The organism is Streptomyces sp. NPDC002785 (genome assembly GCF_040295565.1).
Classification (GTDB): Bacteria; Actinomycetota; Actinomycetes; order Streptomycetales; family Streptomycetaceae; genus Streptomyces.
This window is the reverse complement of record NZ_JBEOVN010000096.1, coordinates 1-26,684: the sequence shown is the minus strand read 5'-3', so window position 1 is coordinate 26,684 and position 26,684 is coordinate 1. Positions and strand designations below refer to the sequence as shown.

Below are 26,684 nucleotides of genomic sequence, written 5' to 3'. Positions count from 1 at the left end.
GACACCCCGACCCCTCCCGCCCACAGACAAGACGATCATGCCATCCCGACCACTACAGACCGCCGCTTTGCGGATTTCCCAACGGAGTCCTTCAGTGGGGGACAACCCCGAGAGATCCCTGGGGGTTCGACATCGAAGGGGGAAACAGAGCAGAGGGTCGTGCTGTGCGCGGGGGCCTTGAACTGTGCCACCAGTGTTCGGAACCAGCCGCAACAACGGGGACCGGCCTGCCCACTGCGGACAACACACACCAGGTGGCCCAGGGCATCGCCCCCGAGTCACGCATCGTGTACGTGGACAACGACCCGCTCGTTCTCACGCACGCTCGTGCCCTGCTCACCAGCTCACCCGAGGGGGTCACCAACTACATCGATGCCGACCTCTACGACCCGGACGCCATCCTTGCCGAGGCCGCGAAGACACTCGACTTCGACCGGCCTGTGGCCCTGATGCTGCTCGGTATACTCGGTCACGCGGGCGACTTCGCGCGGGCGCGTGAGGTGGTGGGCCGGCTGATGGCGGGCCTGCCGTCCGGCAGCCACCTCGTGGTGTACGACGGCACGCGTACCAGCGAGGGCATGATCGCCGCGGAGAAGGCATACATCGAGAGCGGCGCAGTGCCGTATTTCGTCCGCGAGCCGAGCGAGATCGTCACGCTCTTCGACGGGCTGCGGATCCTCGACCCCGGCTTCGTCCGGCTCAGTGAGTGGCGGCCCGACGCCGACAGCGCGGCCGTTCCCGCCGATGTCGATGCCTTCGGTGGAATCGGCGTCAAGGAGTGACGCGCAGGCGCTGTCGTCGGCCCCCACGTGATGCATCGTGCCGCGGATTGACGGTCTGCGGCACGATGCCACAGGAGTGGCTGGGGCCGGACAAGGACGGCTACGGCCTGAATGGCGTCCCCCGTGACGAGGAGCTCGACAACCGGATTGTCGCGCAGGTGCCCGCAAGTGAATCGGCCGATGCGCGGCTCGTGGTCGAGCTTCTGCGGCTCCAGTGATGTACATCCCTGCCCTTATAGTCAAAAATGCTTCAAAAACGAGCTCAGGTGATCACGTAAGTGGCGAGAATGGTCGTGATTGATGCCGAAGAACTCACTGAATATCCCTATAGTGAAGCTGCGTTGATCGTCCGACCGCAACGCGTGAAGCCTTCGGCACAGGAGAGTCCGCACGATGACGACGCCCGCATCCGGCGTGCCCGAGCGCTCGTCCGCCCCCGTGTCAGCGCCTGGCGGAGGTTGCCCGGCGAGCGCTGTCGCGTCCGCCGTACGGCTCAGTGGTTCCGAGTTCCACACCGAACCCCATCTCGTCTACCGCGCCATGCGAAGCGAACACGGGCCCGTTGTGCCCGTCGAGCTGCCCGGCGGATTTCCTGCCTGGCTGGTCATCGGGTACCGCGAACTCCACCAGGTGACGAGTGACGGCGAGTTGTTCCCCAGGGACGTCGGACTGTGGAATCAGTGGGAGCACATCCCGGAGGACTGGCCGCTGTTGCCGATGATCGGCCGGCCGATGCCGTCCATCTACTTCACAGCGGGGGCCGAGCACCGGCGTCACGCCGCGATGGTGGGGCAGGCCCTGGAAGAGGTCGAGCCATTCGAACTCCGAGGAGACTGCGAGCAGTTGGCCGACCGGCTCATCGACGGGTTCTGTGAACGCGGTACGGCCGATCTGATCGCCGATTTCGCCGTACCGCTCCCCGTGCTCGTCCTCGCCCGTCTGGTCGGCTTCCCCGATGAGGATGGGGCGCGGATCGCCGACGTGCTGAGGGATCTCGCTGACGGCGGACCGGGTGCGCAGGAGGCTCATCTGCGGTTCGGGGAGCACATGCAGCGGCTGTTGGCGGCCCGGCAGGCCGTGCCGGGGAACGATGTCACCTCCCGGATGCTGGCGTACCCCGGCGAGTTCACCGATGAGGAGTACGTGCTCGACCTGATGGCCATCACGGCCGCGGGGCACCTCACCACCGCCGACTGGATCGGTAACTCGCTGCGGCTGATGCTCACCGACGATCAGTTCGCCGTGGCGCTCTCCGGCGGACGGCACAGTGCCGCCGAGGTCATGAACGAGGTGCTCTGGGAGGAGGGTCCGACGCAGATCCTCGCCGGTCGCTGGGCGGCCCGTGACACCCGGCTGGGCGGCAGGAGCATCCGTGCCGGTGACATGGTGCTGCTCGGTCTGGGCGCCGCCAACACCGATCCGCACATCCGGCAGCATCTCTCGACCACGGCGGGCATCTCCGGCCAGGGAGGCAACAGCGCGCATCTGGCGTTCAGCCACGGCGAATACCGCTGTCCCTTCCCCGCCCAGGAGATCGCAGAGATCATCGCCCGTACCGGCATCGAAGTGCTGCTCGACCGGCTGCCCGACCTGGAGCTGTCCGTACCGGCGCAGGAGCTCGTCCGGCGACAGTCAGCCTTCCTGCGTGGGATGACTGCGCTGCCCGTCCGGTTCACCCCCGTACGTCCGACGGGAGAATTCGCTTGAACTGCCCGCACGCTGCTGCCCAAGAGGCCACTTTGCGTGGCGGGGCCGTCGTCATCGACCCGTTGGTCCAGGATCTCGACGGTGAGACGGCGCGGCTGCGTGACGCCGGTCCGCTCGCCAGGATCGAACTGCTCGGCGTTCCGGCCTGGACCGTCACCCGGCACGCCGTGGCCCGTCAACTGCTTGTCGACCCCCGCCTGGTGAAGGATCTCGACGCCTGGGGGCTCTGGCAGCGCGGGGAGGTCACGCACGCCTGGCCGCTGATCGGCATGATCGACGCCGGGCGTTCCATGTTCACCGTGGACGGGTCGGAGCACCGACGGCTGCGTACCAAGATCTCCCAGGCACTCACACCGCGCCGGCTGGAGGAGATACGCCCGGAGATCGAGAAGTTCACCGAGGAACTGCTCGATGCCCTCGCCGAGCAGGGGGAGAAGAACGAGGGCGGTGCGGTCGACCTCAAGTCCGTGTTCGCGCAGCCGTTGCCGATGCGGGTCGTCGGCATGCTGATGGGGGTGGACGAGGCCGAGCACCCCATGCTGATGAAGCGGTACAAGGAATTCTTCTCCATGCTCACACCGCAGGAGGAACGCCTCGCGCTGCTGGCCGAGTTGGATGTCTTCTACGCCGCCCTCGTACGCGAGAAGACAGCCCGGCCGACCGACGATCTCACCAGCGCGCTCATCCTTGCCGAAGAAGGCGGAGAGCCACTCACCGAGGAAGAGGTGGTGGGCAATCTCAAGGCGATGGTCGCCGCCGGGCACGAGACCACCATCGGGCTGATCCTGAATACCGTACGCGCCCTGCTCGGCCACCCCGACCAGTTGCGCAAGGTTCTCGACGGCGAGATCCCGTGGGAGACGGTCATCGAGGAGACGCTCCGCTGGGACACTCCCACCACCCATCTGCTGATGCGGTTCGCCACCGAGGACATTCAGATCGGCGACGACGTGATCGCGAAGGGCGAGGGCGTGGTGATCTCCTATCGCGCCATCGGCCGTGACATCGAGCAGCACGGGCCGGACGCCGACGCTTTCGACATCACCCGGCCGACCCCGATCCGCCACATGACCTTCGGCCACGGCCCCCACATCTGCCCCGGAGCGGCGCTCTCCCGTGTGGAGGCCGGCATTGCCCTGCCCGCACTGTTCCGGCGCTTCCCCGGACTGCGGCCGGCCATTGCGGACGAGGAGATCCGCAAGCTGCCGGTGATGACGCAGAACGACATGGAAGCATTCCCGGTCCTGCTGCACGGCTGACGCGTATCGAGGGGAAACCGAGGGCCGCCCGAACCGTCCGGGCGGCCCTCCGGCCTGCCCGGGGGATCGGGGCCGGACAGGTCACCGCGGCCGCGCCCGCCGGGACGGTCACGCACCAATCCGCCGACTGCTGTTCGGCGGATCGCCACCGTGCCCACACCACGTCGCTCTTTCGCAGCCCGGCGGACTCTGGAACACTCCAGTCGCTTGCGCCCCCACACCTCCTCACCCCACAGAGGTCCTCACCCATGACTGAACTCGACCGACGCCGCTTCATGCAACTCGCCGGAGGCGCAGCCGCCTTCACCATGCTGTCGGACAGCATCGCCCGCGCTGCCTCCCTCCCGGCGAAGGGCGCCACCGGCACCCTCGAGGATGTCGAGCACATCGTCGTGCTGATGCAGGAGAACCGCTCGTTCGACCACTACTTCGGCACGCTGAAGGGCGTACGCGGCTTCGGCGACCCGCGTCCGGTGACATTGCCCAGCGGAAAACCGGTGTGGCACCAGTCTTCCGGCATCAAGGAAGTGCTGCCGTTCCGGCCCACGGCCGACAACCTCGGGCTCCAGTTCATCCAGGACCTCAACCACGACTGGGCGGGCAGTCACTGGGCGTTCAACAAGGGCAAGTACGACCAGTGGGTCCCCGCCAAGTCGGCGACGACGATGGCCTACCTCACCCGGGAGGACATACCGTTCCACTACGCCCTCGCCGACGCGTTCACCGTCTGCGACGCATACCACTGCTCCTTCATCGGCTCAACGGATCCCAACCGCTACTACATGTGGACGGGATACACCGGCAACGACGGCACCGGCGGCGGCCCCGTGCTCGGGAACGACGAGGCGGGGTACGGGTGGACGACGTACCCCGAGCGGCTGGAGAAGGCCGGGGTGTCCTGGAAGATCTACCAGGACATCGGCGACGGGCTCGATGCCGCAGGGTCCTGGGGATGGATCAGCGACGCGTACCGGGGGAACTACGGCGACAACTCGCTGCTGTACTTCAACAATTACCGCAATGCCAAGCCCGGCGATCCGCTCTACGACAAGGCTCGCACCGGCACTGACGCCAAGAACGGCGACGGGCTCTTCGACAGGCTCAGGGCCGATGTGAAGACCGGGTCCCTTCCGAAGATCTCCTGGATCGCGGCCCCGGAAGCCTTCACCGAGCATCCCAACTGGCCCGCGAATTACGGTGCCTGGTACATCGCGCAGGTGCTGGACGCGCTGACGTCCAACCCGGAGGTGTGGGGCAGGACCGCCCTGTTCATCACGTACGACGAGAACGACGGATTCTTCGACCACATCGTGCCGCCGTATCCGCCGTCCGGGGCCGCGCAGGGGCTGTCCACCGTGGCGACCTCCGCCGACTGTTTTGCGGGCAACATCAGATACGCCGCAGGCCCGTACGGTCTGGGGCAGCGCGTTCCGATGCTGGTCGTCTCGCCGTGGAGCATCGGAGGGTTCTCGTGCTCCGAGGTCTTCGACCACACCTCGATCATCCGGTTCATGGAGCGACGCTTCGGGGTGAAGGAACCGAACATCTCGCCCTGGCGACGCGCCATCTGCGGTGACCTCACCTCCGCGTTCGACTTCCGCCGTTCCAATACCGCCCCCGTCGCCCTCCCCTCCACCGACGGGTACCTGCCGCCGGACCGCAACCGGCATCCCGACTATGTGCCCGTGCCGCCCGCCGTCGGCAGCGTTCCCAAACAGGAACCGGGTTCCCGGCCCACCCGGCCGCTGCCGTACGCGCCGTTCGTGGACGGCGCGGCGAATTCGGCGACCGGAAAGTACGGCCTCACCTTCAGCGGCGGCGCCGCGGCCGGGGCGCAGTTCCTGGTGACGTCCGCGAACCGTACCGACGGACCGTGGACGTACACCACCGAGGCCGGCAAATCGCTCTCCGACACCTGGAACACGGCCTACTCGAACGGAGTGACCAACCTCAGCGTGTACGGTCCGAACGGCTTCCTTCGTACCTTCAAGGGGCCCGGCAAAGCGGCAGGGCCCGAGGTGACCGCCCGCCACAACGCCACCAATGGCCATCTCGACCTGACGATGACTCATGCCGGTTCCGGGGACGCTCATGTGACGCTGAGCGACGCCTACGGCGGTTCTGCCCAGACGTTCACGGTGCGGGCGGGCGCGACTGTGAACCACTCGGTGGACCTGCGGGGGAGCAGCCGCTGGTACGACATCTCGGTGGTCTCCGACACGGACCCCACGTTCCTGCGCCGTTTTGCCGGACACGTCGAGACGGGCGAGGCGGGTACGAGCGATCCGGCCCTGATCGCAGGCTGAACCAGCGGGCCGGGGTGGGGCGCAGGTGCCCATGTGCCCCACCCCTGATCCACCTCGGGGGATGTCAGTGCCGACGGGGGGATCGTTGCGGCGCCCCGCCTTCGACCTTGCCGACGAGTCCATGGGGCGGGAATGCCGGAGACCGCTGCGGCCACCCCGCCCCACCCTGCACACCGCTACCGCGCCCGGACCGTTGCCATCACTTCACGGTCCGGCTGCAGCGTCAGCGTCGGTACGGGGTTGACGGTGCCCGGGTCCACCTCCAGTTCGAAACGGCGTGCCAGCACGGCAAGGATCAGCACCGCCTCGACCATCGCGAACCGTGTGCCCAGGCAGACCCGGGGGCCGCCGCCGAACGGGAACCAGGCGTACTCCGCGATGTCGTCGCCCTGCTCCGGATCCCAGCGCTCGGGGCGGAACTCCTCGGGCTCGGGAAACCACCGCTCGTCGCGGTGTGTCGCCCACTGACTGGTCCACACCCTGGTGCCCTCCGGCATCGGCACACCGCCGATCCGCGCACCCTCCTTGGCGACGCCGGTGACCAGCCAGATCGTCGGGTAGAGGCGCAGGGTCTCCTTGACCACCGACTGGGTGTACGTCAGCCGGGCGTAGTCGTCGAACTCCGGCTCCCGGTCACCGAGTACCCGCTCCAGCTCCTCGGTGAGCGCGACGCGCGTCCGCGGGTTGCGGGACAGCAGATACCAGGCCCACACCAGAGTGGAGCTGGTCGTTTCGTGACCACCGATGTACAACGTGACCGTCTCGTCGCGTATCTCCTGGTCCGTGAGGCGCGCACCCGTCTCGTCGACCGCGGTCAGCAGCCGGCTCAGCAGATCGGGGCGATCGTCCCCGCCGTCGCGGTGACGGGCGACGACCCGGCCCACCTCGGCGTCGATGACCGCGGCGGCCTTCCTGATCCTGGCCCGGCCCGGCGTCGGCACCCAGTCAGGCAACAGCGCGCCGATACCGGCGAACTCCTTGCCGATCTCCCGCTGAGCCACATCCATCGCCCGGCCCATCGCATCGGCGTCGGCCGGGGTGTCGGCGCCGAAGATCGTGCGGACCGCGATCCTCTGCGTCAGTGCCGCCATCTCCCGCTTGATGTCGATGCGTTCACCGCCGGACCAGGTGTCCGCCAGCTCCACCGTGCTGCTCGCCATCGTCGACGCGTACGACCGCACCTGCTTGGGCCGTACGGAAGGCTGCACCAGCGACCGCTTCCGCCGCCAGGCCGTACCGCGGGCGACCACAACACCGTTTCCCAACACGGTCCGGAACGCGATGCCGAGTGCGGGCTGGTCGAAGGTGCGTTCCGTCTCGGTGAGCAGCTCGCCTATGCACTCCGGATCGGCTATGTACACACACGAGTTGGGGCCGAATCGCCAGCCGACCATGTCGCCGTGACCGCGCAGTCGCTCGAAGAAGGCGAGGGGATTCTTTCCGAACTGTGGCAAGTTCCCGAGAAACGGCAGCCCCTTCGGACCCGGCACGATCACGTGGCCTCGCGGCTCGGCATCGACGGCGGGGCCGGTCTCCGTGGACATGAAAGTCTCCGCTCCCTTGTGGCGCACCAGACTTGGTGCGCCTGACGTCAGCAGTACCGCGGGGCGTGAAATGCGTCATCGGCCTTGTGCGGTACGTGAGTTGTCGAGGGTAGCGGGCCTGCCGCGCCGGGAGTATACGGGCGGCCGGGCGGTCGACGAGAGGTGTCCGCCGGTGCCGGACGGGCCCGGGGCGTGAGCCCGTCCGGCGGTGCGGTTCGGTGGTGGGCTCCCGGTCCGGAGCCCGTCCCGCGATGTGCGGGTCACACGCCCGGCGGGACCCGGGACGGGCGGCCGTTGCCGCGCGTGAGGGAGTAGCCGAAGACGGCCGCGAGCGCTCCCAGTACTCCGCCGCCGACCGTCCACAGCCAGCGATCGGTCCACCAGCCGGAAGCCCAGCCGTCCTCTGGTTCGCTGCCCAGCGCGACCTTGGCCGGCGCGTCATCGCCACTCGTGTCCGAGGCCTGCTCGACGGAGGACACACCGGGGACCAGCGGCTCGGCGAGCGTGCCGTCCACATCCCCGGCGCCGCCCTTGTCGACCGCCGTGACCTCGATCTCGGTCTGCACCGGAAGACCGAGATCCGCCGCGGGCAGGTCGACGACCGTGAGACGTAGGTAGTAGCTGCCCGGCAGCGGGTCGTTGGCCCAGGGCTCGGACCAGGCGCGGACGGTCCGCAGCACGCAGGTCAGCTCGACCGCCGACGCGTCGGCCGCCGCCTTCCCGGTCTGGCGGCCGTACATGCAGGCCTGACGGCGCCGCAGCCCGTCGTACACATCGACCTGCCAGGTCGACGAGCCGTGCCGGGTGGCGCTCTCCGGCAGGCTGATCTTCGCCTTGACGGTGGCCCGCTGGCCCGCGTCGGCGGGGAACACCCAGTACAGGTAGTCACCCGTGGACGCCCCGGCGGTGGCGCGCTGGTTCTGCTGGATCGCAGTGGCCGTACGGAAAGTGGTGCCGGCCTCGGTGGGGCCGGACCCGCCGTCCGAGGCGCTCGGGCTCGGGCTCGCCGATGGGTCGTCGGCCGCGGCGGCGCCCGCCGAGGTCAGCAGGGCGAGGCCGGACAGCAGCGCACCCGCGAGTACACGTGTCGTACGCATCAGTTGGTCCTCCAGACGGCGATGCGCCAGCGCGAGATCCAGCCGGTCAGCAGACCCGCGACCAGTCCGGTGAGAACCAGTACGCCCAGCAGCCACCAGCCGCGGCCGAGACCGAACGCGGCGACATCGGCCGCGTCGTCCGGGGCGTCCACCAGGTCCACGGTCAGCTCCAGGGGCATGCCCGGCGCGGTCTTCACCGAGGCGGGGGCCGAGAAGGAGTTGCTGACCTGGAGGCACACGGTCTCGGCGGCAGGCTTGTCGCCGCTGTCCGTGTCGTCCTGCTCGGGCTTCGGGTAGCGCAGGCCGGAGGAGATCGCATCGGTGCGGCCGGTGCCCGACTCCGAACCCCGGACGATTTCCCGGCCGTGTACGGTCACCGCCCGCAGCAGCATGCCGTAGTCATTGTTCACGGCACGGTCCGCGAAGACGCTCACCGAGGCGCGCAGCTCCTGACCGGGCAGCACATCCACCCGGTACCAGCGGTGCTCGCCGAACTTCTCCCGGTCGGTGTACAGACCCGCCTTGAGCTGTGGTGCCGTGGAGCAGCGGTCCGCGCCCTCGGTCGCCACCGGTGTGACGACGGGCTCGGCGGCCCGGTCGACCAACTGCTTGACGCGGCCGGAGAGTTCATCGGCGTGCTGGACGGCGGTGTAGGTGCCGCCGGTGGCCTCGGCGATACAGGTCAGCTGCTCGCGGATCTTCGCATTCGGTACCAGGCCCAGCGTGTCGATGACCAGGTGGATGCCGCGGGCCGCAATGTCACGTGCCACCTCGCACGGGTCGAGCGGGCCACAGGTGTCCTCGCCGTCGCTGATCAGCACGATCCGGCGGGTGGAGTCGCCGCCCTCGAGGTCGTCGGCGGCGCCCAGCAGGGCCGGGCCGATCGGCGTCCAGCCGGTGGGGGCCAGGGTGGCGACGGCGGTCTTCGCCTCGGTGCGGTCCAGCGGGCCGACCGGGTAGAGCTGCTTGGTGTCCTTGCAGCCGACCTTCCGGTCATTGCCCGGGTAGTCGGCGCCGAGCGTCCGGATGCCGAGTTCCACCTGCTCGGGTACCGCGTCCAGGACCTCGTTGAACGCCTGCTTCGCCGCGGCCATCCGGGACTGGCCATCGATGTCACGCGTCCGCATGGAGCCACTGACGTCGAGCACCAGCTCGACCTTGGGGGAGGCTTTGGTGGGGGTTTCGTCGGCTGCGGCGGGGAGCGCCGAACCGAGCCCGGCGGTCAGGGTGGCGAGCAGGATGCCCACCCCGGCCGTCAGCCTTCTTCTTATGATCATCGCCGGATACTAGTGAAGATCGCTTCGCTTCCCCAAACCGGTCCGGAGGCGGCCGGGGGGCCGTCTCCGGACCGGTCGGGGGGAAATGACAGCCAGTCAGTGCCCCTTGCGCGGTGTGTGGGTCGGCGCATGGCAGGGGCTCGGAATGTGTTGGGTGCACGGTGTCAGGCCCCGCCCAGCAATGGGCCCGCGGCCCGCTCCAGCGCAGAGCCGACCCGCTCCCAGGTCGCCGTGTCCCGCTGGACGGCGGGAAGCCGGGTGTCCTCACCGGTGTTCCAGCCGGTGGCGATCGTGACCGGGTCCTCGCCGGTTGCCGCGGCGGCGGCCAGCGCGGCCGCGCCCAGAGCCACCAGTTCGCCGCTCCCGGGCACGATCACCGGCCGGCCGGAGAGCCGCCGTACCGTCTCCACCCAGGTGTTCCCCTGGGCGCCGCCGCCGATCAGGCGCAGTGGCCGGGCGGCCACCTCGGGGTCGGCCGGGTCGAGGCCGCAGGCCCGAAGGAGTTCGTCGAGGGCGCGAAGCACGGTGAAGACCGCGCCCTCGTAGGCGGCGCCCAGGAGCTGCTGCGGTGTGGTGTCGTGCCGCAGCCCGGTGAGCAGGCCGGAGGCGGTGGGCAGATCGGGGGTGCGTTCGCCGTCGAGGTAGGGGAGGAACACCGCCTCGCCGCCGGGGGCTGCGTCGTCGCGCTCCAGGCCGAGCAGTGCGGCGACCTTGTCCACGGCGAGCGTGCAGTTGAGGGTGCAGGCCAGCGGGAGGTACGTACCGTCCGCGGCGGCGAAGCCGGCGAGTGCCGTCGATGCGGGCCGTGTCCGGGAGGCGGCGAAGACCGTTCCCGAGGTGCCGAGGCTGAGGACGGGGTGGTCCAGCAGTCCGGCGCCGCCCAGTCCGAGGCCGACGGCGGCGCTCATGTTGTCCCCGGTACCCGCGGCCACGGCGATTTTGGCGGGCAGGCCGAGCGCGTCGGCCGCTTCGGCGGTCAGCGAGCCGATGCGGGTCGCACCGGTCTCGACCACCTCGGGCAGCAACGCGGCGTCCAGGCCGAGGAGTTCGAGCAGTTCGGGGTCGTATGCACCGGTTGCGGTGGAGTACCAGCCGGTGCCCGAGGCGTCGCCGGGGTCGGTGACGGCAGTGCCCGCGAGGCGTTCGGTCAGGAAGTCGTGGGGGAGGCGGACAGCCGCGGCCGCGGCGGCGTTCTCCGGTTCCTTCTCCCGCAGCCACTGCCACTTCGATGCGGTGATGGAGGCCACCGGCACGGATCCGGTCCGCGCGGTCCAGGCCTCGGCCCCGCCCAGTGCCGCGGTGAGGGCGGCGGCCTGCGGGGCGGAGCGGGTGTCGTTCCACAGCAGCGCGGGACGCAGCGGACGCCCCGCCCGGTCGAGGACAACCAGTCCGTGCTGCTGCCCGGCGACCGCGATACCGGTCACGGCGGAGGCGGCGACGCCGGACTCCTTCAGTCCGGCGGCGACGGCGTCGCACAGCGCCTGCCACCACACCTCCGGATCGCTCTCGCGGGCACCCGCCTCGCCGGTGACGACATGCGGTGCCCGGCCGACGGCGAGCAGCCGGCCGGTCCCGGCGTCGACGAAGGCGGCTTTGGTGGACTGGGTGGAGCTGTCCACACCGATGACGACGGTGCGCGGCGGCATGGGTGACCTCATTCCTGTGTGCGGGGAGACGGACGCAAGGAGATGGCTGCGGGGCGTACATCGCTTCAGGGTGGCTGCTGGGATGCCGCCACGGAGATTTGATCGTACGAAAAACAAATTACGCGATCGAGCCCGCGGGGGACAATGATCTCTCCGAATCTCTGGCAGTGGGGGGTTATGTGTCGGGCGTACTCCGTGCATGATTAGTCATGAGGATAAACAAATAGGGTTCGGTCACCTCGCCCGGTCATGGAACCCGAAAGCACTGAAGGCGGCCAGACGATGACGGAACGCTTCACGCCCACCCCCGACGACAAGTTCACCTTCGGACTGTGGACGGTGGGCTGGCAGGGGCGCGACCCCTTCGGCGATGCGACCCGCACGGCGATCGACCCGGTCGACTCCGTGCAACGGCTCGCGGAGCTCGGTGCGTACGGTGTGACATTCCACGACGACGACCTGATCCCGTTCGGCTCGACGGACACCGAGCGCGAAGGGATCGTGAAGCGGTTCCGGCAGGCGCTGGACGCGGCCGGACTCGTCGTCCCCATGGCGACGACGAACCTTTTCACCCACCCGGTGTTCAAGGACGGTGCGTTCACCGCCAACGACCGGGACGTACGCCGCTACGCCCTGCGCAAGACCCTGCGCAACATCGACCTCGCCGTCGAGCTCGGCGCCACCACTTATGTGGCCTGGGGCGGCCGCGAGGGCTCCGAGTCCGGCGCCGCCAAGGACATCCGGGTCGCCCTCGACCGTATGAAGGAAGCCTTCGACCTGCTCGGCGACTACGTCACCGAGCAGGGGTACGACCTGAAGTTCGCCATCGAGCCCAAGCCGAACGAGCCGCGCGGCGACATCCTGCTGCCGACCATCGGTCACGCCCTCGCCTTCATCGAGCGTCTGGAGCGCCCGGAGCTGGTCGGCGTCAACCCGGAGACCGGGCACGAGCAGATGGCCGGGCTGAACTTCCCGCACGGCATCGCGCAGGCACTGTGGGCGGGCAAGCTCTTCCACATCGACCTGAACGGTCAGTCCGGCATCAAGTACGACCAGGACCTGCGCTTCGGCGCAGGTGACCTGCGCCAGGCGTTCTGGCTCGTCGACCTGCTGGAGACGGCCGGTTACGCGGGCCCGCGGCACTTCGACTTCAAGCCGCCGCGGACCGAGGACTACGACGGTGTCTGGGCCTCGGCCGCGGGCTGCATGCGCAACTACCTGATCCTCAAGGAGCGCGCCGCCGCCTTCCGCGCCGACCCCGCCGTGCAGGAGGCGCTGCGCGCGTCCCGGCTCGACGAGCTGGCCCGCCCCACTGCCGAGGACGGCGTGGCCGGGCTGCTGGCCGACCGGTCGGCGTTCGAGGAGTTCGACGTGAACGCGGCGGCGGAACGAGGCATGGCGTTCGAGGCCCTGGACCAGCTGGCGATGGACCACCTGCTCGGGGTCCGCTGATCCCGGCCCGCAGTGACGCGGCCACGGGGGTGGGGGCGAACACCAGGTATCCGGCCCCACCCTGTCGCGTTCGCGTGGAGCGGCCGACTGCCCGGCCCTTACCCGGTGCGGGCGGATCGGCCGGTTGTCCGGCCCGTGTCCCTGCGGGCGGATCAGCCGGTTTCCGGGTCCGCACCCGTACTGGGGCGGATCAGCCGGTTTCCCGGCCGCCCGCGTACGCCACCGGGTCGGCCAGTACCCCCGTCATCACCAGCGCCGCAGCGCCCCGCGCCGCGTCACCCGCGACGGATGAGGCGCGCAGACGGCCGCTCCCGGGGGACCAGAGACCGGACACCACCCGGCCGGTCAGCTCCTCGTCGGCGGGTGGTGACAGCCACGGCATCAGGTTCCGGTATATCCCGCCGAGCACCACTGCGTCCGGGTCGAGCAGATTCACCGTCCCGGACAGCACCCGCCCCAGCATCCGGCCGGCCTCCGCGACAGCGGCCACCGCCCGCTCGTCCCCGGCCCGGGCGCGCCGTTCCAGCTCTGCCACCCCGGAGCCGCTGCCGGACTCCTCGATCCCGGCGGCGCGCAGGAGCGCCGCCTGTCCCGCGTACTGCTCCAGACAGCCGCGCGAGCCGCACCGGCACTGCGGTCCCTCCGCGTTCACCACCACATGCCCGATCTCTCCGGCGAACCCGTGCGCCCCGCGCAGGAGTTCACCGTCGATGACCAGGGCACCACCTACGCCGATCTCGCCCGTCAGATAGAGGAAACTGCGGACCGTGCCGAGTCCGCCGAACCAGAGCTCGGCCAGCGCCGCCAGATTCGCCTCGTTCTCCGAACGCACCGGCAGCGCCTCGCGACCGGGTCGCTCGGCGGCGAGCGCAGCGGCGAAGAGTTCGTCGGCCGGAACCTGGTTCCAGCCCAGGTTGGGCGCCTGGCGCACCGCACCGCCGGAGACCAGACCGGGCAGGGCGAGCGCCACCCCGACCGGGAACAGTTCCTGCTCGCGCGCCGACTCCAGGGTGCGCGCCGCGATCCCGGCCGCCCGCGCCAGCACCTCCGCGGGCGGTGCGCCGCGGTTGTCGAGGTGCTCGGTGAGCCGTACCCGGCCGGTGCCCGCCAGATCGACGACACATACCGACACGTAGTCGATGTTGACCTCCACGCCGAGGCCGGAAGGCCCCGTGCGCGCCACTTTGAGCACGGTCCCGGGGCGACCCGCCTGCCCGCTGAAGGTCTTGCCGGACTCGGTGAGGAACCCGATGTCGATGAGTTGCTCGACGAGCGAGGACACCGCGGCCCGGGTCAGTCCCACCCGCGCGGCGACCCCGGCCCTCGTCGCCTCGCCCTCGTCATGGACGGCCCGCAGCACCAGACTGAGGTTGCTCCGGCGCACGGTGTCCTTGTCGGCCTTGGGCCCCAGCGGTGTGAGGTTGCTCTTCATATTGGATCCGAGCCTATGCGATCCCTTGTGCGATCAGTCCTGTGAGCTGGTGAGCTTTTGGGACCGGCAGGCCTTTGGACCGACCGGCAAAGCGACCGGCAAATGGGGGCGGCCCGTTCGCGCGAGAAGGAACCCGCCGAGAACGGGCCGCCGGTGAAGGTGAACCCCCGGGTACCGCCGGAACGGTTCTGCCCCGTGCGATGATGCGCCCATGCCGTACTTGGTGCCGCCCCATATCCCTCCGGGGCGCCTCGCGGACTCCGTACAACCCGCTCTGCCCGTCGCCGACGACCTGCTGCTGCGGCCGTGGCGTTACGCGGACGCACCGGCCGTCCTCGCCGCCTTCGCCGACCCGGTCATCCAGCGCTGGCACCTGCGCAGGGCCGACTCCGAGGACGAGGCGCGCGAGTGGATCGACCAGTGGCAAAGCGCCTGGTACTGCGAGACCGGAGTCCACTGGGCCGTCGTCCGCCCCGGGAGCACGGCCGGCGGAGCCGAGGAGGTGCTCGGCCGGGTCGCACTCCGCTCCCTGACGCCGGCCATCGGTCACGCCGAATGCGCCTACTGGATGCTGCCTGCCGCCCGCGGACGCGGCGTCGCGCCCCGAGCCGTCTCGGTGCTGGCACGCTGGGCCTTCGACGAGATCGGGTTCGAGCGCCTCGAACTCGCCCACTCCGTGCTGAACGAGGCGTCCTGCCGGGTGGCGGCCAAAGCGGGCTTCGCCCTGGAGGGCACCAGGCGCCGGGGCCATCTCCATGCCGACGGCTGGCACGACATGCACGTCCATGCCCGGATCCGCGGGGACGACGCCCCAGGCTGACCCCGACGCGGGCGGCGGTGTCCGCCACCTGCCTGATCGCGATGCCGGGGACGGTGAGCGTGGTCATCCGCGGTCCAGCGCACGGTCGGTGAGAGGGCCCGCGCAGCCGGTGTACCGGGCGGGTTCGGTCAGGTCCGAAAGATCGAGACCGGCGAGCTCTGGCTCCTCGTCCAGTACGTCGGCGAGCACGTCGGCCAGATCCGCGGCCTCCGCACGGGCCCGGGCGGAGGCGCTCACCAGGACCTCCTTGGCGCGCTCGCGGCCGATCCGTTCGGCGAACACGTCGGCCAGCCGCTCCGAGACGATCAGTCCGTCGGTGAGCTGCAGATTCTCCCGCATGGCGTACGGGACGACGCGCAGCCCGTCGGTGAGTTCGGCGGCGTCGTACGCGGCCCCGCCGACGAGCCGCAGCAGTTCGCGCAGCGGCTCCCACTCGGCGTGCCAGGAACCGGCAGGCCGCTCGTCGTCGACGGCGAGCGAGCCGTACAGCGTCGCCGCCAGGCCGGGGGCGCGACGGGCGGCCGCGGCGATCAGCGTGGCGCGCACCGGGTTGGCCTTGTGCGGCATGGTGGACGAACCACCGCCCTTCCCTTCGGCGACCTCGCCGATCTCGGTACGGGACAGGGTGAGCACGTCGGCCGCCAACTTGCCGAGCGCACCTGCCGTGAAGGCGAGCGCACCCGCCAGATCGGCGATCGGGGTACGTAGACTGGGCCAGGGCAACAGCGGTTCGGCCAGACCGAGTTCGTTCGCGAATGCCTGGAGCATGGTCAGCCCCCGGCCGTCGTCGTCGGCGACTTCGGCGTCATCGATGGGGGCGAAGGTATTGAAGGCGGCCAACGTTCCTGCCGGGCCACCGAGTTGTGCGGGAAGCGATTCCCGTACGGCCGACAGCCGGTCCCGTGCGTCGAGGATCAGTGCACGCCACCCCGCGGCCTTCAGCCCGAAGGTGGTCGGCACGGCGTGCTGGGTGAGCGTGCGGCCGGCCATCGGGGTGTTGCGATGTGCGACGGCGAGCCGTGCCACCGCGTCCGCGGCCCGCACCAGATCGTCGAGCACCGGCGCCAGGGTCCGCGCGGCGACCAGCATGGCGGCCGTGTCGAGGATGTCCTGGCTGGAGGCTCCGCGGTGCACATACGGCCGGACGTCCTGCTCCACCGCGGCGACCAGGTCGACGACCAGCGGGGTGACCGGATTGCCGCCCGCACGTGCGCGCAGCGCCACATCCCGTACATCGAATCGGCTCATGTCGGCCGCCGCGGTCACCGCCCGCCCCGCCTCGGCGGGAGCGAGCCCGCAGTCGCACTGGGCGCGGGTGAGCGCGGCCTCGGCGTCGAGCATCGCCTGCAGAAAGGCGCTGTCGCCGGTGGCCGTCTCCGCAGGGGAGCCGGCCCGCCCGGGGGCGAGCAGTCCGGCATCGCTCTCGTACATCAGCTGTACTCCAAGAAGGCGGTTTCGCCGTCCCATGCGGGCGGATGTCGAACCGGGACAGCCCTTAGCCCTGGTCGCCCGCCCGGTAGATACCGAACACCGCTCCCTGCGGATCCCGTACCACCGCGATCCGCGGCCCGTCGGGGATGCGCGTGGGCGGCATGAGCAGTTCACCGCCCGCCCCCTGCGCGGTGGCCGCCGTCACGTCGACGTCGGTAACGGCCAAGTACGGCAGCCAGTTGGGTGGCGCCTCCGGGGGGAACCTGTCGTCCATGATCAGCATGCCGCCGAAGTCCTCGCCGGCCACGCCCCACTGCGTGTAGCTCTCCGAAGCGGCGTTCACCGTCCATCCGAAGACCGCGCGATAGAAAGCGAGCGCCGGATCGGCCTCACGGGTGACGAGTTCGACCCAGCCCAGCGCACCCGGCGCGTTCAGCCGCTCGGCACCGGCGAAGGCGCGGCCCTGCCAGAGCGAGAACACGGCACCGGACGGATCCGCCACCACCGCGAACCTCCCCTGGTCGAACACGTCCATCGGGCCGACCAGCAGCGAGCCCCCCGCCGCCTTCACCTTCTCGACCGTGGCGTCCGTGTCCTCGCTGGCGAACGAGACCGTCCAGGCGGGCGGCTGTCCCGGCTGGTAGATGGGACTCAGTGCGGCCACTCGGGCATCTGCGAGGTGCGCCATGGTGTAGCCGCCCGCCTCCTCACGCGGATCGGTCTCGGAGCGCCAGCCGAAGAGTGCCGCGTAGAACGACTTGGCCGCCGGGATGTCGGGGGTGCTCAGCTCGATCCAGCAGGGACCGCCGGGCACCGGTTTGGTGAGGTTCATTCGGCTTCCTTTGGAGTGCATCGATATGTGGCTCTTTGTCCTCGTGCAGTTGAACGCTATGGGTTCGGGGAGGAGGTGGCCATCGGTGCCGGGGCTTCGTGATCGAGAATGTTTTACGGGTGTAATACCTGTTAAAGTATTTGAGTGAGTGATACAACCATCCGATCCCGGCAGCCCTCGGTCCGCAGACTCCCGCTGGCAGCCCCCCTGCGCCTCGCCCGGCCCTCGGACATGTGGTTCAAGCCGGCGCTGAGCGTGGTCGTCGCCACTGCCGTACCGGATCTGCTGCTGCTCGCCAGCGGCCGGCTCGACCTCGTGATGTACACGATGGCCGGCTCGCTCTGTGCGCTGTACGGCCACAACCTGCCGTACGCCCGCCGCGCCCGAGCCGTCGCGGGGGTCATCGTCTCCATGGTCATCGGCATGGCGATATCCCTCGTCGCGGCCTCGCTCACCGGATCGACCGCCGTGCTGATCGCGGTGGGCGCACTGCTCGCCGCCGGACAGAAGATGCTCTGCGACGCCACCCGCATCGGCCCGCCCGGACCGGTGATCTTCACGTTCGTCACCTCGGCAGCACTCTTCTCCCCGCAGCACCTCGCCCAGGTGCCCGGCCACCTCGCGCTGACCCTGGCCGCGGGCGTGATCTCCTGGCTGGTCACAGTCGGCCCCGCGACGATCCGCAGGGAGGGCCCGGAGCGACGGGCGACCGCCCGCGCACTCGACGCGGCCGCGGCATACGTCACCGACCCGGGCCATCGCACTCGGCGCGCCGCTGTCGCGGCCGTGCACGCGGCCTGGCAAGCGCTGCTCGCCGCCGGACGCCCCACCCCCGTACGCCGGGCTCTCGAACGTCTCGTCGTCCACGCCGAGGCCGCCCTCGCCGGGGGCGGCCTCGGCGCTTCGTCGATCGCTCCCGCCGTTGCCCCCGCTCCCGCTCCCGCTCCCGCTTCCGACCCCGAACAGCTCCGCGCCTGGGCCCGGCAGACCCGTGCCCGCGGACCCGTTCCCACCCCGCCGCCCGCCCCCGGCACGTCCGATGAGTTGTTCGGTATCGACGCCGAACGGGCTGCCCGGAGCGCCGGAAACCGCCGCGACGCCCGTCGCGCACTGCTGCGCAGCCTCGCGCCGGGTTCCCCGCTGTTCCCCATCGGTGCCCGTGCGCTGATCGGCTGCGCTCTGGCCGGATACGTCTCCCAGGCGGCCGGCGTCGGCCGGCCCTACTGGGCGATCGTCACGGCCGCCTCCCTGTATCAGGCCAATGTGACATTGTCCTGGAACCGGGCCCTCCAGCGCACCCTCGGCAATCTGCTCGGCGTCCTCGTCTTCGCCGCCGTCCTCCCGGTCAGCCGCACCGGGCCGCTGGCCCTGGTCGGCTTCTGCCTGTTCTTCGGCTTCGCGGCCGAGGCCCTGATCACCCGCAACTACTGGCTCGGCTCCATCGCCGTCACACCGATGGCCCTGCTGGTCCTGGAGTTCGGCGGCACCCACCCGGCCGGTGAGCTCATCGGCGACCGGGTCCTGGACACCGTGATCGGCGCCGGGGTGGGCATCCTCGCCGCCATGCTGGTGACCAACCGCCGGGCCGCCGGACGCCTCGAAAAGGCCCTGGCCGCCACCGACCGGGCCCGCGCCCACGCCGTACACGCGCTCGCCGCCCCGCAGCCCACGCCCGCCGCCCTCGACGCCGCACGCCGCAGGCTGACCGGATCGCTCGTCGAGCTGCGCGAGGCCGATGACGCCGCAGCGGGCGAATGGTGGCAACGCGCGCTGCCCCAGGAGCAGGTCCTCGCGGCCGAGCGGGCCGGACACCGTACGCTCGCGGCGACGGCAACACGGCAGGGGCTGATCGCCCCCGCCCAGGAGAACGGAGTGGTGTGACCGACGACATCGTCGCCTCGGTGGTGCGGCAGTGGCAGGCAGTCAACCCGGAGCTGGACACCGGACCGATGGAGCTCATCGGCCGTATCAACCGCTGTGCGGCCCTGCTCCAGCAGGCGGAGGACGCCCCGCTGCGCGCAGCCGGTCTCACCCGCGCCGAGTTCGACCTTCTCGGTGCCGTACGCCGAACCGACCGCGAACTCACGCCCGGCGAGCTGGCCAGGGAGACGTTCTCCTCCGGCGCCGCCGTCACGAAGCGTCTGCGGGTCCTGCAGGAGCGCGGGCTTGTCGACCGCCGCAGCGACGCCCGCGACCGCCGCGTCGCCCATGTCCGCCTCACCGAGGAGGGCCGCGACCTGGTCGACCTGTTGCTGCCCAGGCAGCTGGCGTACGAACGCATGGTGCTGTCCGGTCTCGACGAGCAGTCCCGTACCCGGCTCAGCACCCAGCTCAGCGAGTTGCTGGTGCAGCTGGAGGGACGCATCGGCGGCGCCCGGCGCTGAACCGGGGGCCGGGACTCCGCCGGGTTGCCGTGCACCGTCCTTCAGTCATGAATGTGCTCCATTCGATCCTCTTCGATCGCATGTGCCCTTGTGCCTCGCTGCGGGATGAAATTGATCGATCCTGGGATCGGGTCGTTCGGAAGATTCCTCATATCCCGTGCTGCTTGCGCAAAAGTGTTCGAGTCGACATTCCGTGCATCCTCGAAAATGCCCCTCTGTGCGATACGGATGATGCTCCGTCTCGCAAATTTGCCTCATTCGTCACTCGCTGTGCACGATCGGAGGCGGTGCGTGCAAAAACTCGTGAGTGTATTACCGCGGGAGCGCTCGCGCAGGGGGTTGGGCGAATGTGCCGAAGCACTGATTCGATCTGACTAAGCTCACGCGCAGCGAAGTCGAGTTGATATGAATTCGAGCGCTTGTTCCCGAGTGTCCTGCAAGCGCGTATACCTCCGAATCAACCGCCAGAGGTTTTAGATGGTTCGTGTTGAATCACCGCCGATCGAACGAGAAGCCCCAGTCGTTCGCGCCCTGTTGCTGCCGGTGCTCCTGATGGGCGGCGCGACCGCCGCCGCGGTGGCACTGGTTTCCGAGGCCGCGCGGACACCACTCGCCTGCTGCGGCGCGCTCGCCACCGTCGTGGTTGCCGCACTCACCGTTCGACTCACCCGCCGGGGACGCGATCTGCGTACCCAACGCGCGGTGTACGAACGACGCTTCGCCGACCTGGAGCGGCGCATCGCCACACACGACGACGAGACCGTGCGGATCAGCAAGGAGCTCCTGCCGGCCGCCATCCACCGGCTGCGCGTGGGTAATTCGCCCGAAGAGGTGCTCCGGGACGTCGTCGACGCGGACGAGCTGTACCGCGATCTGCCCGACGCCCAGCGCAGCCTCGTCTACACGGTGCTGAACATCATCGACAACGAAGAGGCGATGCGTGACTCCGCGCAGCGCGCTTTCGTCAACGTAGCCCGGCGCGTCCAGGCGATCGTCCACCGCCAGGCGAGTGAACTGCGGGAGATGGAGGAGCACCACGGGCGCAACCCCGACGTCTTCGACGACCTGCTCCGCATCGACCACGGCACGGCGCTGATCGGCCGTCTCGCCGACTCCATCGCGGTACTCGGCGGCGCCCGCCCCAGTCGCCAATGGCCCAAGCCCGTACCGCTGTTCAGTGTGCTGCGCGGTGCCATGTCGCGGATCCTGGAGTACCCGCGCGTGGATCTGCACTCGATCGCCAAGGTCGCCATCATCGGCACGGCCGTCGAACCGCTCATCCACGCCTGCGCCGAACTCCTCGACAACGCCACCCGCTACTCGCCGCCGCAGACCCGGGTGCACGTCACCGCCGTCGAGGTGCAGACCGGCATCGCCATCGAGATCGAGGACGGCGGCGTCTCGCTCAGCGAGGAGGCCCGCGCGCGGGCCGAGAACATGCTCGCCAGAGCCCAGGCCGGCTCCAGCATGAACGACCTCGGCGAGTCCCCGCGACTCGGCATGGCAGTCGTCGGACGGCTCTCGCGGATGTACGACCTCCAGATCTCGCTGCGGCAGTCCGCGTACGGCGGTGTCCGCGCCGTACTCATCGTGCCCCGCGCCATGATCACCACCGGACCCGCTCCCGGCATCGCCCACGGCATCGGCGCCACGTCGAGGCCCACCAGCGACATCGACCAGGAGGCCATGAAGCACGTCGTGCCGGCACGCCGCAAGCCCCGCACCCCCGTGGCCCAGCGCCCGGTCACCGGACCGGTCGCACCCGTCACCCGGCCGGTCGTCTCCGCGGCCGCCATGGAGGACGACGTCCCCGTGGTGACCGAGTGGACCGCGGGCGGTCTCCCGCAACGCCGCAGCCGCGGCCGTGCCCCCCTGGGCTCGCACAACCTCCCCGCACAGGCCGTCGCCCCCACCGCAGGACAGCGCAGCGGCCACGGCCAGGGGAACGACAGCGGCAAGGCACAGCCCCCCGGACTCTGGCTGGAGGCCTTCACCAACGCCGTCAACGGCGTGCCGCAGGAGCCGAAGACCGACGAAGACTCTGACGATGCCCGGGACAAGGGAGACCTGAAGTGATCCAGCAGCGGGGAAATATGGACTGGATGCTCAAGGAACTGGCCGATGACGTGCCGGACATCCACCAGATCGTGGTGCTCTCCGCCGACGGTCTGCGCATCGCCCGGCACGGCGGCGACCCCGATGTCGCCGACCGCCTCGCGGCGGCCTGCGCGGGGTTGCAGAGCCTGGCCGCCGCCGTCGCCTCCGAAATCCCGTACAGCGACGGCCTCATGCGCCTCGTCGTCATCGAAGTCACCGGCGGCTTCTTCTACTTGATGGCCGCCGGAACCGGCGCGTACCTCGCGGTCCTTGCCGGTGAGACGGTCGACGCGGGGCTCGTCGGGTCGCGGATGCGCGACATGGTCGTCAGGATCGGTGCCCACCTGACGAGCCCGCCGCGCCATGACGGGCAGGCCGGATGAATTCTCCCCGACGAGAACGCCGAGAGGCCGATCCGGAACTGAGCGACCCGGAACGCCTGTACGTGATCACCGGCGATCCCGACGGCAGCGAGCGGGCGTCGCTCGACCTGGTCACGATGGTCGTCGCGAAGGCCCGGCCGACGCCGACGGTCCAGCCCGAGCAGGCCGTGATCCTGCGGCTCTGTCAGGCGCCCTTGTCCGTCGCCGAGATCTCGGCCTACCTCGGTCTGCCCTTCAGCGTGGTGACATCGCTCCTCACGGAACTCCTTGCGACCGGACTCATCGAATCGCGCGCGCCCATCGTCCGCGCCACCCTCCCCGACAGATCCCTTCTCGAAGCGGTGATGCATGGACTTCAGAAGCTCTGACACGATCACCGGCCCCCGGCGCGAGGACGTCCTTCCCACCACGGCGACGGCCGCGGTGAAGGTCGTCATCGTCGGAGGGTTCGGGGTCGGCAAGACGACCATGGTCGGATCCGTCAGCGAGATCCGGCCGCTGACCACCGAAGAGACCATGACCCAGGCCGGAGTCGGCGTGGACGACAACTTCGGGGTGGAGAGCAAGACCGCCACCACCGTCGCCATGGACTTCGGCCGGATCTCCATCACTGAGGAATTGATCCTCTATCTGTTCGGGACCCCGGGCCAGGAACGGTTCTGGTTCCTGTGGAACGGCCTGTTCGAAGGCGCCCTCGGCGCGGTGGTCCTCATCGACACCCGCCGCCTCGAAGTCAGCTTCGACGTCATCGGGCGGCTGGAGGAGCGCGGCGTGCCGTTCGTCGTCGCAGTCAACACCTTCCCTGACGCCCCGAAACACCCCGTCGAGGCGCTGCGTGCCGCGCTGGACCTCCCCGAAGGGGTACCGGTGATCGACTGCGACGCCCGGCTGCGCGCCTCCAGCCGCGACGTACTGATGACGCTGATGCGCTATCTGCACAGTCTGGCCCTCCCGCTCGCCTGACCGCAGTACACACCCCCGCGCGTCCCATCCGTCTGGTCCTTGGAATCCTGATCCCTGGAGCGATCGTGACAACCCCATTCCACTACGAGCCCGGAGCGGCCCAGGGGCCGGTTCTGCCGCCCGAGTGCCCGGCCCACGGCCTCGGTATCGGCCCCGGTGGACTACGCCGGTTCTACGGCCCGGAGGCCGAGCGGGACCCCCACGGGCTGTACGACAAGCTGCGCGCCGAACACGGCAGCGTGGCCCCCGTACTGCTGCACGGAGACGTACCCGCCTGGCTGGTCCTCGGGCACAGCGAGAACCTGCACATGACCCGTACCCCCTCGCAGTTCTCCCGCGACTCCCGGCGGTGGCGGGCCCTGCAGGACGGCACCGTCGCCCCGGACCACCCGCTGGCCCCGATCTTCACGTGGCAGCCGGTCTGTGTCTTCGCCGACGGTGCCACCCATGAACGCCAGCGCGGCGCGGTCACCGACAGCATGAGCCGCATCGACACCCGCGGGGTGCGCCGCCACGTCAACCGCTACAGCAACCGGCTCGTCAACGACTTCTGCCAGGAAGGCCGCGTCGACCTGGTCAGCCAGTTCGCCGAGCGGCTGCCGATGATGGTGATGTGTGCGATCCTCGGCATGCCCGAGGAGTACAACGACCGGATGGTCCAGGCCGCCCGCGACATGATCCGCGGCACGGCGACCGCGATCGCGAGCAACGCCTACGTCGTCGAGGCGCTGACCCGGCTCGTCCAACGCCGCCGGCGCGAACCCGCGGAGGACCTCGCCACCTGGCTCGTCGAACATCCTGCAGGAATGAACGACCAGGAGGTCAGTGAGCATCTGCGGCTGATCCTCATCGCCTCCTACGAGGCGACCGCCAACCTGATCGCCAACGTCTTGCGCATGGTGCTCACCGACCCCCGCTTCCGGGCCAGGCTCAGCGGCGGCCATATGACGGTGCCCGAAGCGGTCGAGCAGACCCTGTGGGACGAACCGCCGTTCACCGCGGTGTTCGGCCGCTGGGCGGTCGGCGACACCGAACTGGGTGGTCAGCAGATCAGGGCGGGCGACGCCCTGATCGTCGGCATCGCACCGGCCAACACCGATCCGGTGGTACGGCCCGACCTGGGCGCCGACATGGACGGCAACCGCGCCCACCTCGCGTTCAGCGGCGGCCCCCATGAATGCCCGGGCCAGGACATCGGACGCGCCATCGCGGACGTCGGTGTCGACGCCCTGCTGATGCGGCTCCCCGACCTCGAACTCGCCGTCGACGAGAGCAAGCTGAGCTGGATCGGGAACATCATGAGCCGGCACCTGGTGGAGCTTCCGGCGGACTTTGCCGCGCGTACGCCGCAGGACGACAAGGAACCGCCGTCCATGGGGAGGCCGAACCCGCCACGCCAGGACTGGGAGGCGCAGCCCACGGTCCGGCACACCGCCACCGCACCCGGACGCACTCCCGCCGCGACACCGGCGCCTGCCTCGATCGGCGCGACAGGTGCGCATGGGGCGTCTGGTGTGACGTCCACCGCGACGGTCACCGACGAGTCCGGGGACACGTCCGCCGGGCAGTCCGCCGCCGACCGGATCCCGCAGCAGCGCAGCGAATCCGCACCGGCGAGGCTGTGGCGGGCCGTTTCGCGCTGGTGGAGCGGCAACTGACCCGACCCACCCGTCGCCGTCGGGGCGCAGGCGCGACGAATCACCGGCCCGGTGACCGCGGATCCGCAGGTCCGCGACCACCGGGCCGGGTGCTGTCGGCGCCGGGGGAGAGCTGCAGCCCGGAGTCGCTCGGGCCCCGTCCGGGCCGGCCCCCGTACCATGCGGAAGCGTGAAGCTGACAATTCTGGGCGGCGGCGGATTCCGGGTTCCACTCGTGTACGGGGCGCTGCTCGCCGATCACGCCGAGGGCCGCGTGTCCGCAGTCACGCTCTACGACACCGACGCCGACCGGCTCACCGCCATCGCCCGGGTGCTCGGCGAACAGGCCGCGAACGTCCCGGACGCGCCCGCCGTCACCGCCACCACCGAGCTCGACGAGGCGCTGCGCGGCGCCGACTTCGTCTTCTCGGCGATCCGCGTCGGCGGCCTCGAAGGACGGGCCGCCGACGAACGGGTCGCCCTCGACGAAGGCGTACTCGGCCAGGAGACGGTCGGCGCGGGCGGCATCGCGTACGGGCTGCGCACCGTGCCCGTCGCCGTCGACCTCGCGCAGCGCATCGCGCGGCTCGCCCCGCACGCCTGGGTCATCAACTTCACCAACCCGGCCGGCCTGGTCACCGAGGCCATGTCCCGATACCTGGGCGACCGGGTCATCGGCATCTGCGACTCCCCGGTCGGCCTCGGTCGCCGTATCGCCAGGGTGCTCGGCGCCGACCCCGACCGGGCCCGGATCGACTACGTCGGCCTCAACCATCTGGGCTGGGTCCGCGGGCTGCATGTCGACGGCCGCGACGAACTCCCGCGGCTGCTGGCGGATCCGGGGCTCCTCGGTTCCTTCGAGGAAGGCAGACTGTTCGGCGTCGACTGGCTGCAGTCGCTGGGCGCCGTCCCCAACGAGTATCTGCACTACTACTACTTCAACCGGGAAGCCGTGCGCGCCTACCAGGAGGCCGAGCAGACCCGCGGCGCCTTTCTCCGCGAGCAGCAGGAGGGCTTCTACGCCCGGGTCAAGGACCCGGCCGCCCCCGCACTGGCGGCCTGGGACCGCACCCGCGCCGAACGCGAAGCCACCTATATGTCGGAGAACCGGGAGGTTGCCGGGGTCGGCGAGCGGGACGAGAGCGATCTGGAGTCCGGTGGCTACGAGAAGGTGGCCCTCGCCCTCATGCGGGCCGTCGCCCGCAACGAACGGACCTCGCTCATCCTCAACGTCCGCAACCGCACGACGCTTTCCGTGCTCGACGCGGACGCTGTCATCGAGGTGCCGTGCCTGGTCGACGCTAACGGCGCCCGTCCCGTCGCAGTCGACCCGCTTCCGTACCACGCCGTCGGTCTGGTCACCGCGGTCAAGGCCGTTGAACGCGCGGTACTCGACGCGGCGGAGAGCGGCTCACGCGCCGCCGCCGTGAAGGCTTTCGCGCTGCACCCGCTGGTCGACTCGGTGACCGTGGCCGGACGCCTCCTCGACGGGTACACGAGGGCCCATCCCCGACTCGCCTATTTGAACCGCGCCTAGGACCAATGCCGTTCGGTTAGAGGTTCGATCTGCGGCGCAATGCTCGGCGTTTCGGCTGGTGATACGGGTGCAGCCCTTGTAGTGGTTCTCGGGTCCGC

At 70.0% G+C, this 26,684-nt stretch carries 21 protein-coding genes and 1 pseudogene; 15 read left to right on the top strand and 7 right to left on the bottom strand.

The genetic code is table 11. The annotated features are described in order from the left end of the window. Nucleotides 1-218: 218 nt before the first annotated feature. The 5 genes and pseudogenes from ABTZ94_RS21975 to ABTZ94_RS21955 all read left to right on the top strand — a co-directional run. Nucleotides 219-782: pseudogene (locus ABTZ94_RS21975) on the top strand (SAM-dependent methyltransferase); the annotation flags it as partial. Nucleotides 783-847: 65 nt separating this feature from the next. Next, entirely contained in the window at nt 848-1,000 is a 153-nt protein-coding gene (locus ABTZ94_RS21970) for a hypothetical protein (RefSeq protein ID WP_351202748.1), read from the top strand. Nucleotides 1,001-1,175: 175 nt separating this feature from the next. Continuing rightward, nucleotides 1,176-2,489, top strand: a complete 1,314-nt coding sequence (locus ABTZ94_RS21965; protein ID WP_351202747.1) for a cytochrome P450 — start codon at nt 1,176-1,178, stop codon at nt 2,487-2,489. Continuing rightward, entirely contained in the window at nt 2,486-3,748 is a 1,263-nt protein-coding gene (locus tag ABTZ94_RS21960; protein ID WP_351202746.1) for a cytochrome P450 family protein, read from the top strand. Before ABTZ94_RS21965 ends, ABTZ94_RS21960 begins: the two co-directional genes overlap by 4 nt. 248 nt (nt 3,749-3,996) lie before the next feature. Next, a complete protein-coding gene (locus tag ABTZ94_RS21955) occupies nt 3,997-6,054 on the top strand; it encodes a phosphocholine-specific phospholipase C (protein WP_351202745.1) in 2,058 nt (685 codons plus the stop codon). 176 nt (nt 6,055-6,230) lie between these two features. Here the strand turns inward: ABTZ94_RS21955 and ABTZ94_RS21950 are convergent, their stop codons facing one another. The 4 genes from ABTZ94_RS21950 to xylB form a co-directional block, all read right to left on the bottom strand. Then, a complete protein-coding gene (locus ABTZ94_RS21950; RefSeq protein ID WP_351202744.1) occupies nt 6,231-7,598 on the bottom strand; it encodes a cytochrome P450 in 1,368 nt (455 codons plus the stop codon). Between the two features lie 260 nt (nt 7,599-7,858). Next, a complete protein-coding gene (locus ABTZ94_RS21945; protein WP_351202743.1) occupies nt 7,859-8,695 on the bottom strand; it encodes a hypothetical protein in 837 nt (278 codons plus the stop codon). Beyond that, complete coding sequence (locus tag ABTZ94_RS21940; protein ID WP_351202742.1) at nt 8,695-9,972, bottom strand: VWA domain-containing protein; 1,278 nt, start codon at nt 9,970-9,972, stop codon at nt 8,695-8,697. Before ABTZ94_RS21940 ends, ABTZ94_RS21945 begins: the two co-directional genes overlap by 1 nt. Before the next feature lie 164 nt (nt 9,973-10,136). Then, on the bottom strand, nt 10,137-11,618 hold the full coding sequence (gene xylB, locus ABTZ94_RS21935; RefSeq protein ID WP_351202741.1) for a xylulokinase: 1,482 nt from the start codon (nt 11,616-11,618) through the stop codon (nt 10,137-10,139). 282 nt (nt 11,619-11,900) lie between these two features. On the opposite strand from xylB, the gene xylA reads away from it, so the two are divergent. Beyond that, a complete protein-coding gene (gene xylA, locus ABTZ94_RS21930) occupies nt 11,901-13,070 on the top strand; it encodes a xylose isomerase (RefSeq protein ID WP_351202740.1) in 1,170 nt (389 codons plus the stop codon). Nucleotides 13,071-13,260: 190 nt separating this feature from the next. Here xylA and ABTZ94_RS21925 read toward each other — a convergent pair whose 3' ends face one another. Next, nucleotides 13,261-14,502, bottom strand: a complete 1,242-nt coding sequence (locus tag ABTZ94_RS21925; protein ID WP_351202739.1) for an ROK family protein — start codon at nt 14,500-14,502, stop codon at nt 13,261-13,263. A gap of 211 nt (nt 14,503-14,713) precedes the next feature. Here ABTZ94_RS21925 and ABTZ94_RS21920 point away from each other — a divergent pair, with 211 nt between their 5' ends. Next, a complete protein-coding gene (locus ABTZ94_RS21920) occupies nt 14,714-15,322 on the top strand; it encodes a GNAT family N-acetyltransferase (protein WP_351202738.1) in 609 nt (202 codons plus the stop codon). A gap of 63 nt (nt 15,323-15,385) precedes the next feature. Here ABTZ94_RS21920 and pcaB read toward each other — a convergent pair whose 3' ends face one another. Both pcaB and ABTZ94_RS21910 read right to left on the bottom strand, forming a co-directional pair. Next, on the bottom strand, nt 15,386-16,753 hold the full coding sequence (gene pcaB, locus ABTZ94_RS21915; RefSeq protein WP_351202737.1) for a 3-carboxy-cis,cis-muconate cycloisomerase: 1,368 nt from the start codon (nt 16,751-16,753) through the stop codon (nt 15,386-15,388). 64 nt (nt 16,754-16,817) lie between these two features. Further along, on the bottom strand, nt 16,818-17,585 hold the full coding sequence (locus tag ABTZ94_RS21910) for a VOC family protein (RefSeq protein WP_351202736.1): 768 nt from the start codon (nt 17,583-17,585) through the stop codon (nt 16,818-16,820). A gap of 144 nt (nt 17,586-17,729) precedes the next feature. Between ABTZ94_RS21910 and ABTZ94_RS21905 the strand changes: the two genes are divergently transcribed. The 8 genes from ABTZ94_RS21905 to ABTZ94_RS21870 all read left to right on the top strand — a co-directional run bounded on the left by ABTZ94_RS21905 (nt 17,730) and on the right by ABTZ94_RS21870 (nt 26,586). Then, complete coding sequence (locus tag ABTZ94_RS21905) at nt 17,730-19,466, top strand: FUSC family protein (RefSeq protein WP_351202735.1); 1,737 nt, start codon at nt 17,730-17,732, stop codon at nt 19,464-19,466. Further along, nucleotides 19,463-19,969: a MarR family winged helix-turn-helix transcriptional regulator gene (locus ABTZ94_RS21900; RefSeq protein ID WP_351202734.1), complete on the top strand. Its 507-nt coding sequence runs from the start codon at nt 19,463-19,465 to the stop codon at nt 19,967-19,969. Before ABTZ94_RS21905 ends, ABTZ94_RS21900 begins: the two co-directional genes overlap by 4 nt. 477 nt (nt 19,970-20,446) lie before the next feature. Then, entirely contained in the window at nt 20,447-22,045 is a 1,599-nt protein-coding gene (locus ABTZ94_RS21895) for a sensor histidine kinase (RefSeq protein ID WP_351202733.1), read from the top strand. Continuing rightward, a complete protein-coding gene (locus ABTZ94_RS21890; protein ID WP_093896207.1) occupies nt 22,042-22,449 on the top strand; it encodes a roadblock/LC7 domain-containing protein in 408 nt (135 codons plus the stop codon). The genes ABTZ94_RS21895 and ABTZ94_RS21890 overlap by 4 nt, the downstream gene beginning before the upstream one ends. Next, nucleotides 22,446-22,817, top strand: a complete 372-nt coding sequence (locus ABTZ94_RS21885) for a DUF742 domain-containing protein (protein ID WP_351202732.1) — start codon at nt 22,446-22,448, stop codon at nt 22,815-22,817. The genes ABTZ94_RS21890 and ABTZ94_RS21885 overlap by 4 nt, the downstream gene beginning before the upstream one ends. Further along, entirely contained in the window at nt 22,798-23,412 is a 615-nt protein-coding gene (locus ABTZ94_RS21880; protein WP_351202731.1) for a GTP-binding protein, read from the top strand. The genes ABTZ94_RS21885 and ABTZ94_RS21880 overlap by 20 nt, the downstream gene beginning before the upstream one ends. A 65-nt stretch (nt 23,413-23,477) precedes the next feature. Next, the gene (locus tag ABTZ94_RS21875; protein ID WP_351202730.1) at nt 23,478-25,070 is read left to right on the top strand and encodes a cytochrome P450; all 1,593 of its coding nucleotides are present in this window, start codon (nt 23,478-23,480) and stop codon (nt 25,068-25,070) included. 169 nt (nt 25,071-25,239) lie between these two features. Continuing rightward, nucleotides 25,240-26,586 carry a 6-phospho-beta-glucosidase gene (locus ABTZ94_RS21870; RefSeq protein WP_351202729.1) on the top strand — a complete coding sequence of 449 codons (1,347 nt, stop codon included), beginning with the start codon at nt 25,240-25,242 and terminating at the stop codon, nt 26,584-26,586. The last annotated feature ends 98 nt before the right edge of the window (nt 26,587-26,684 follow it).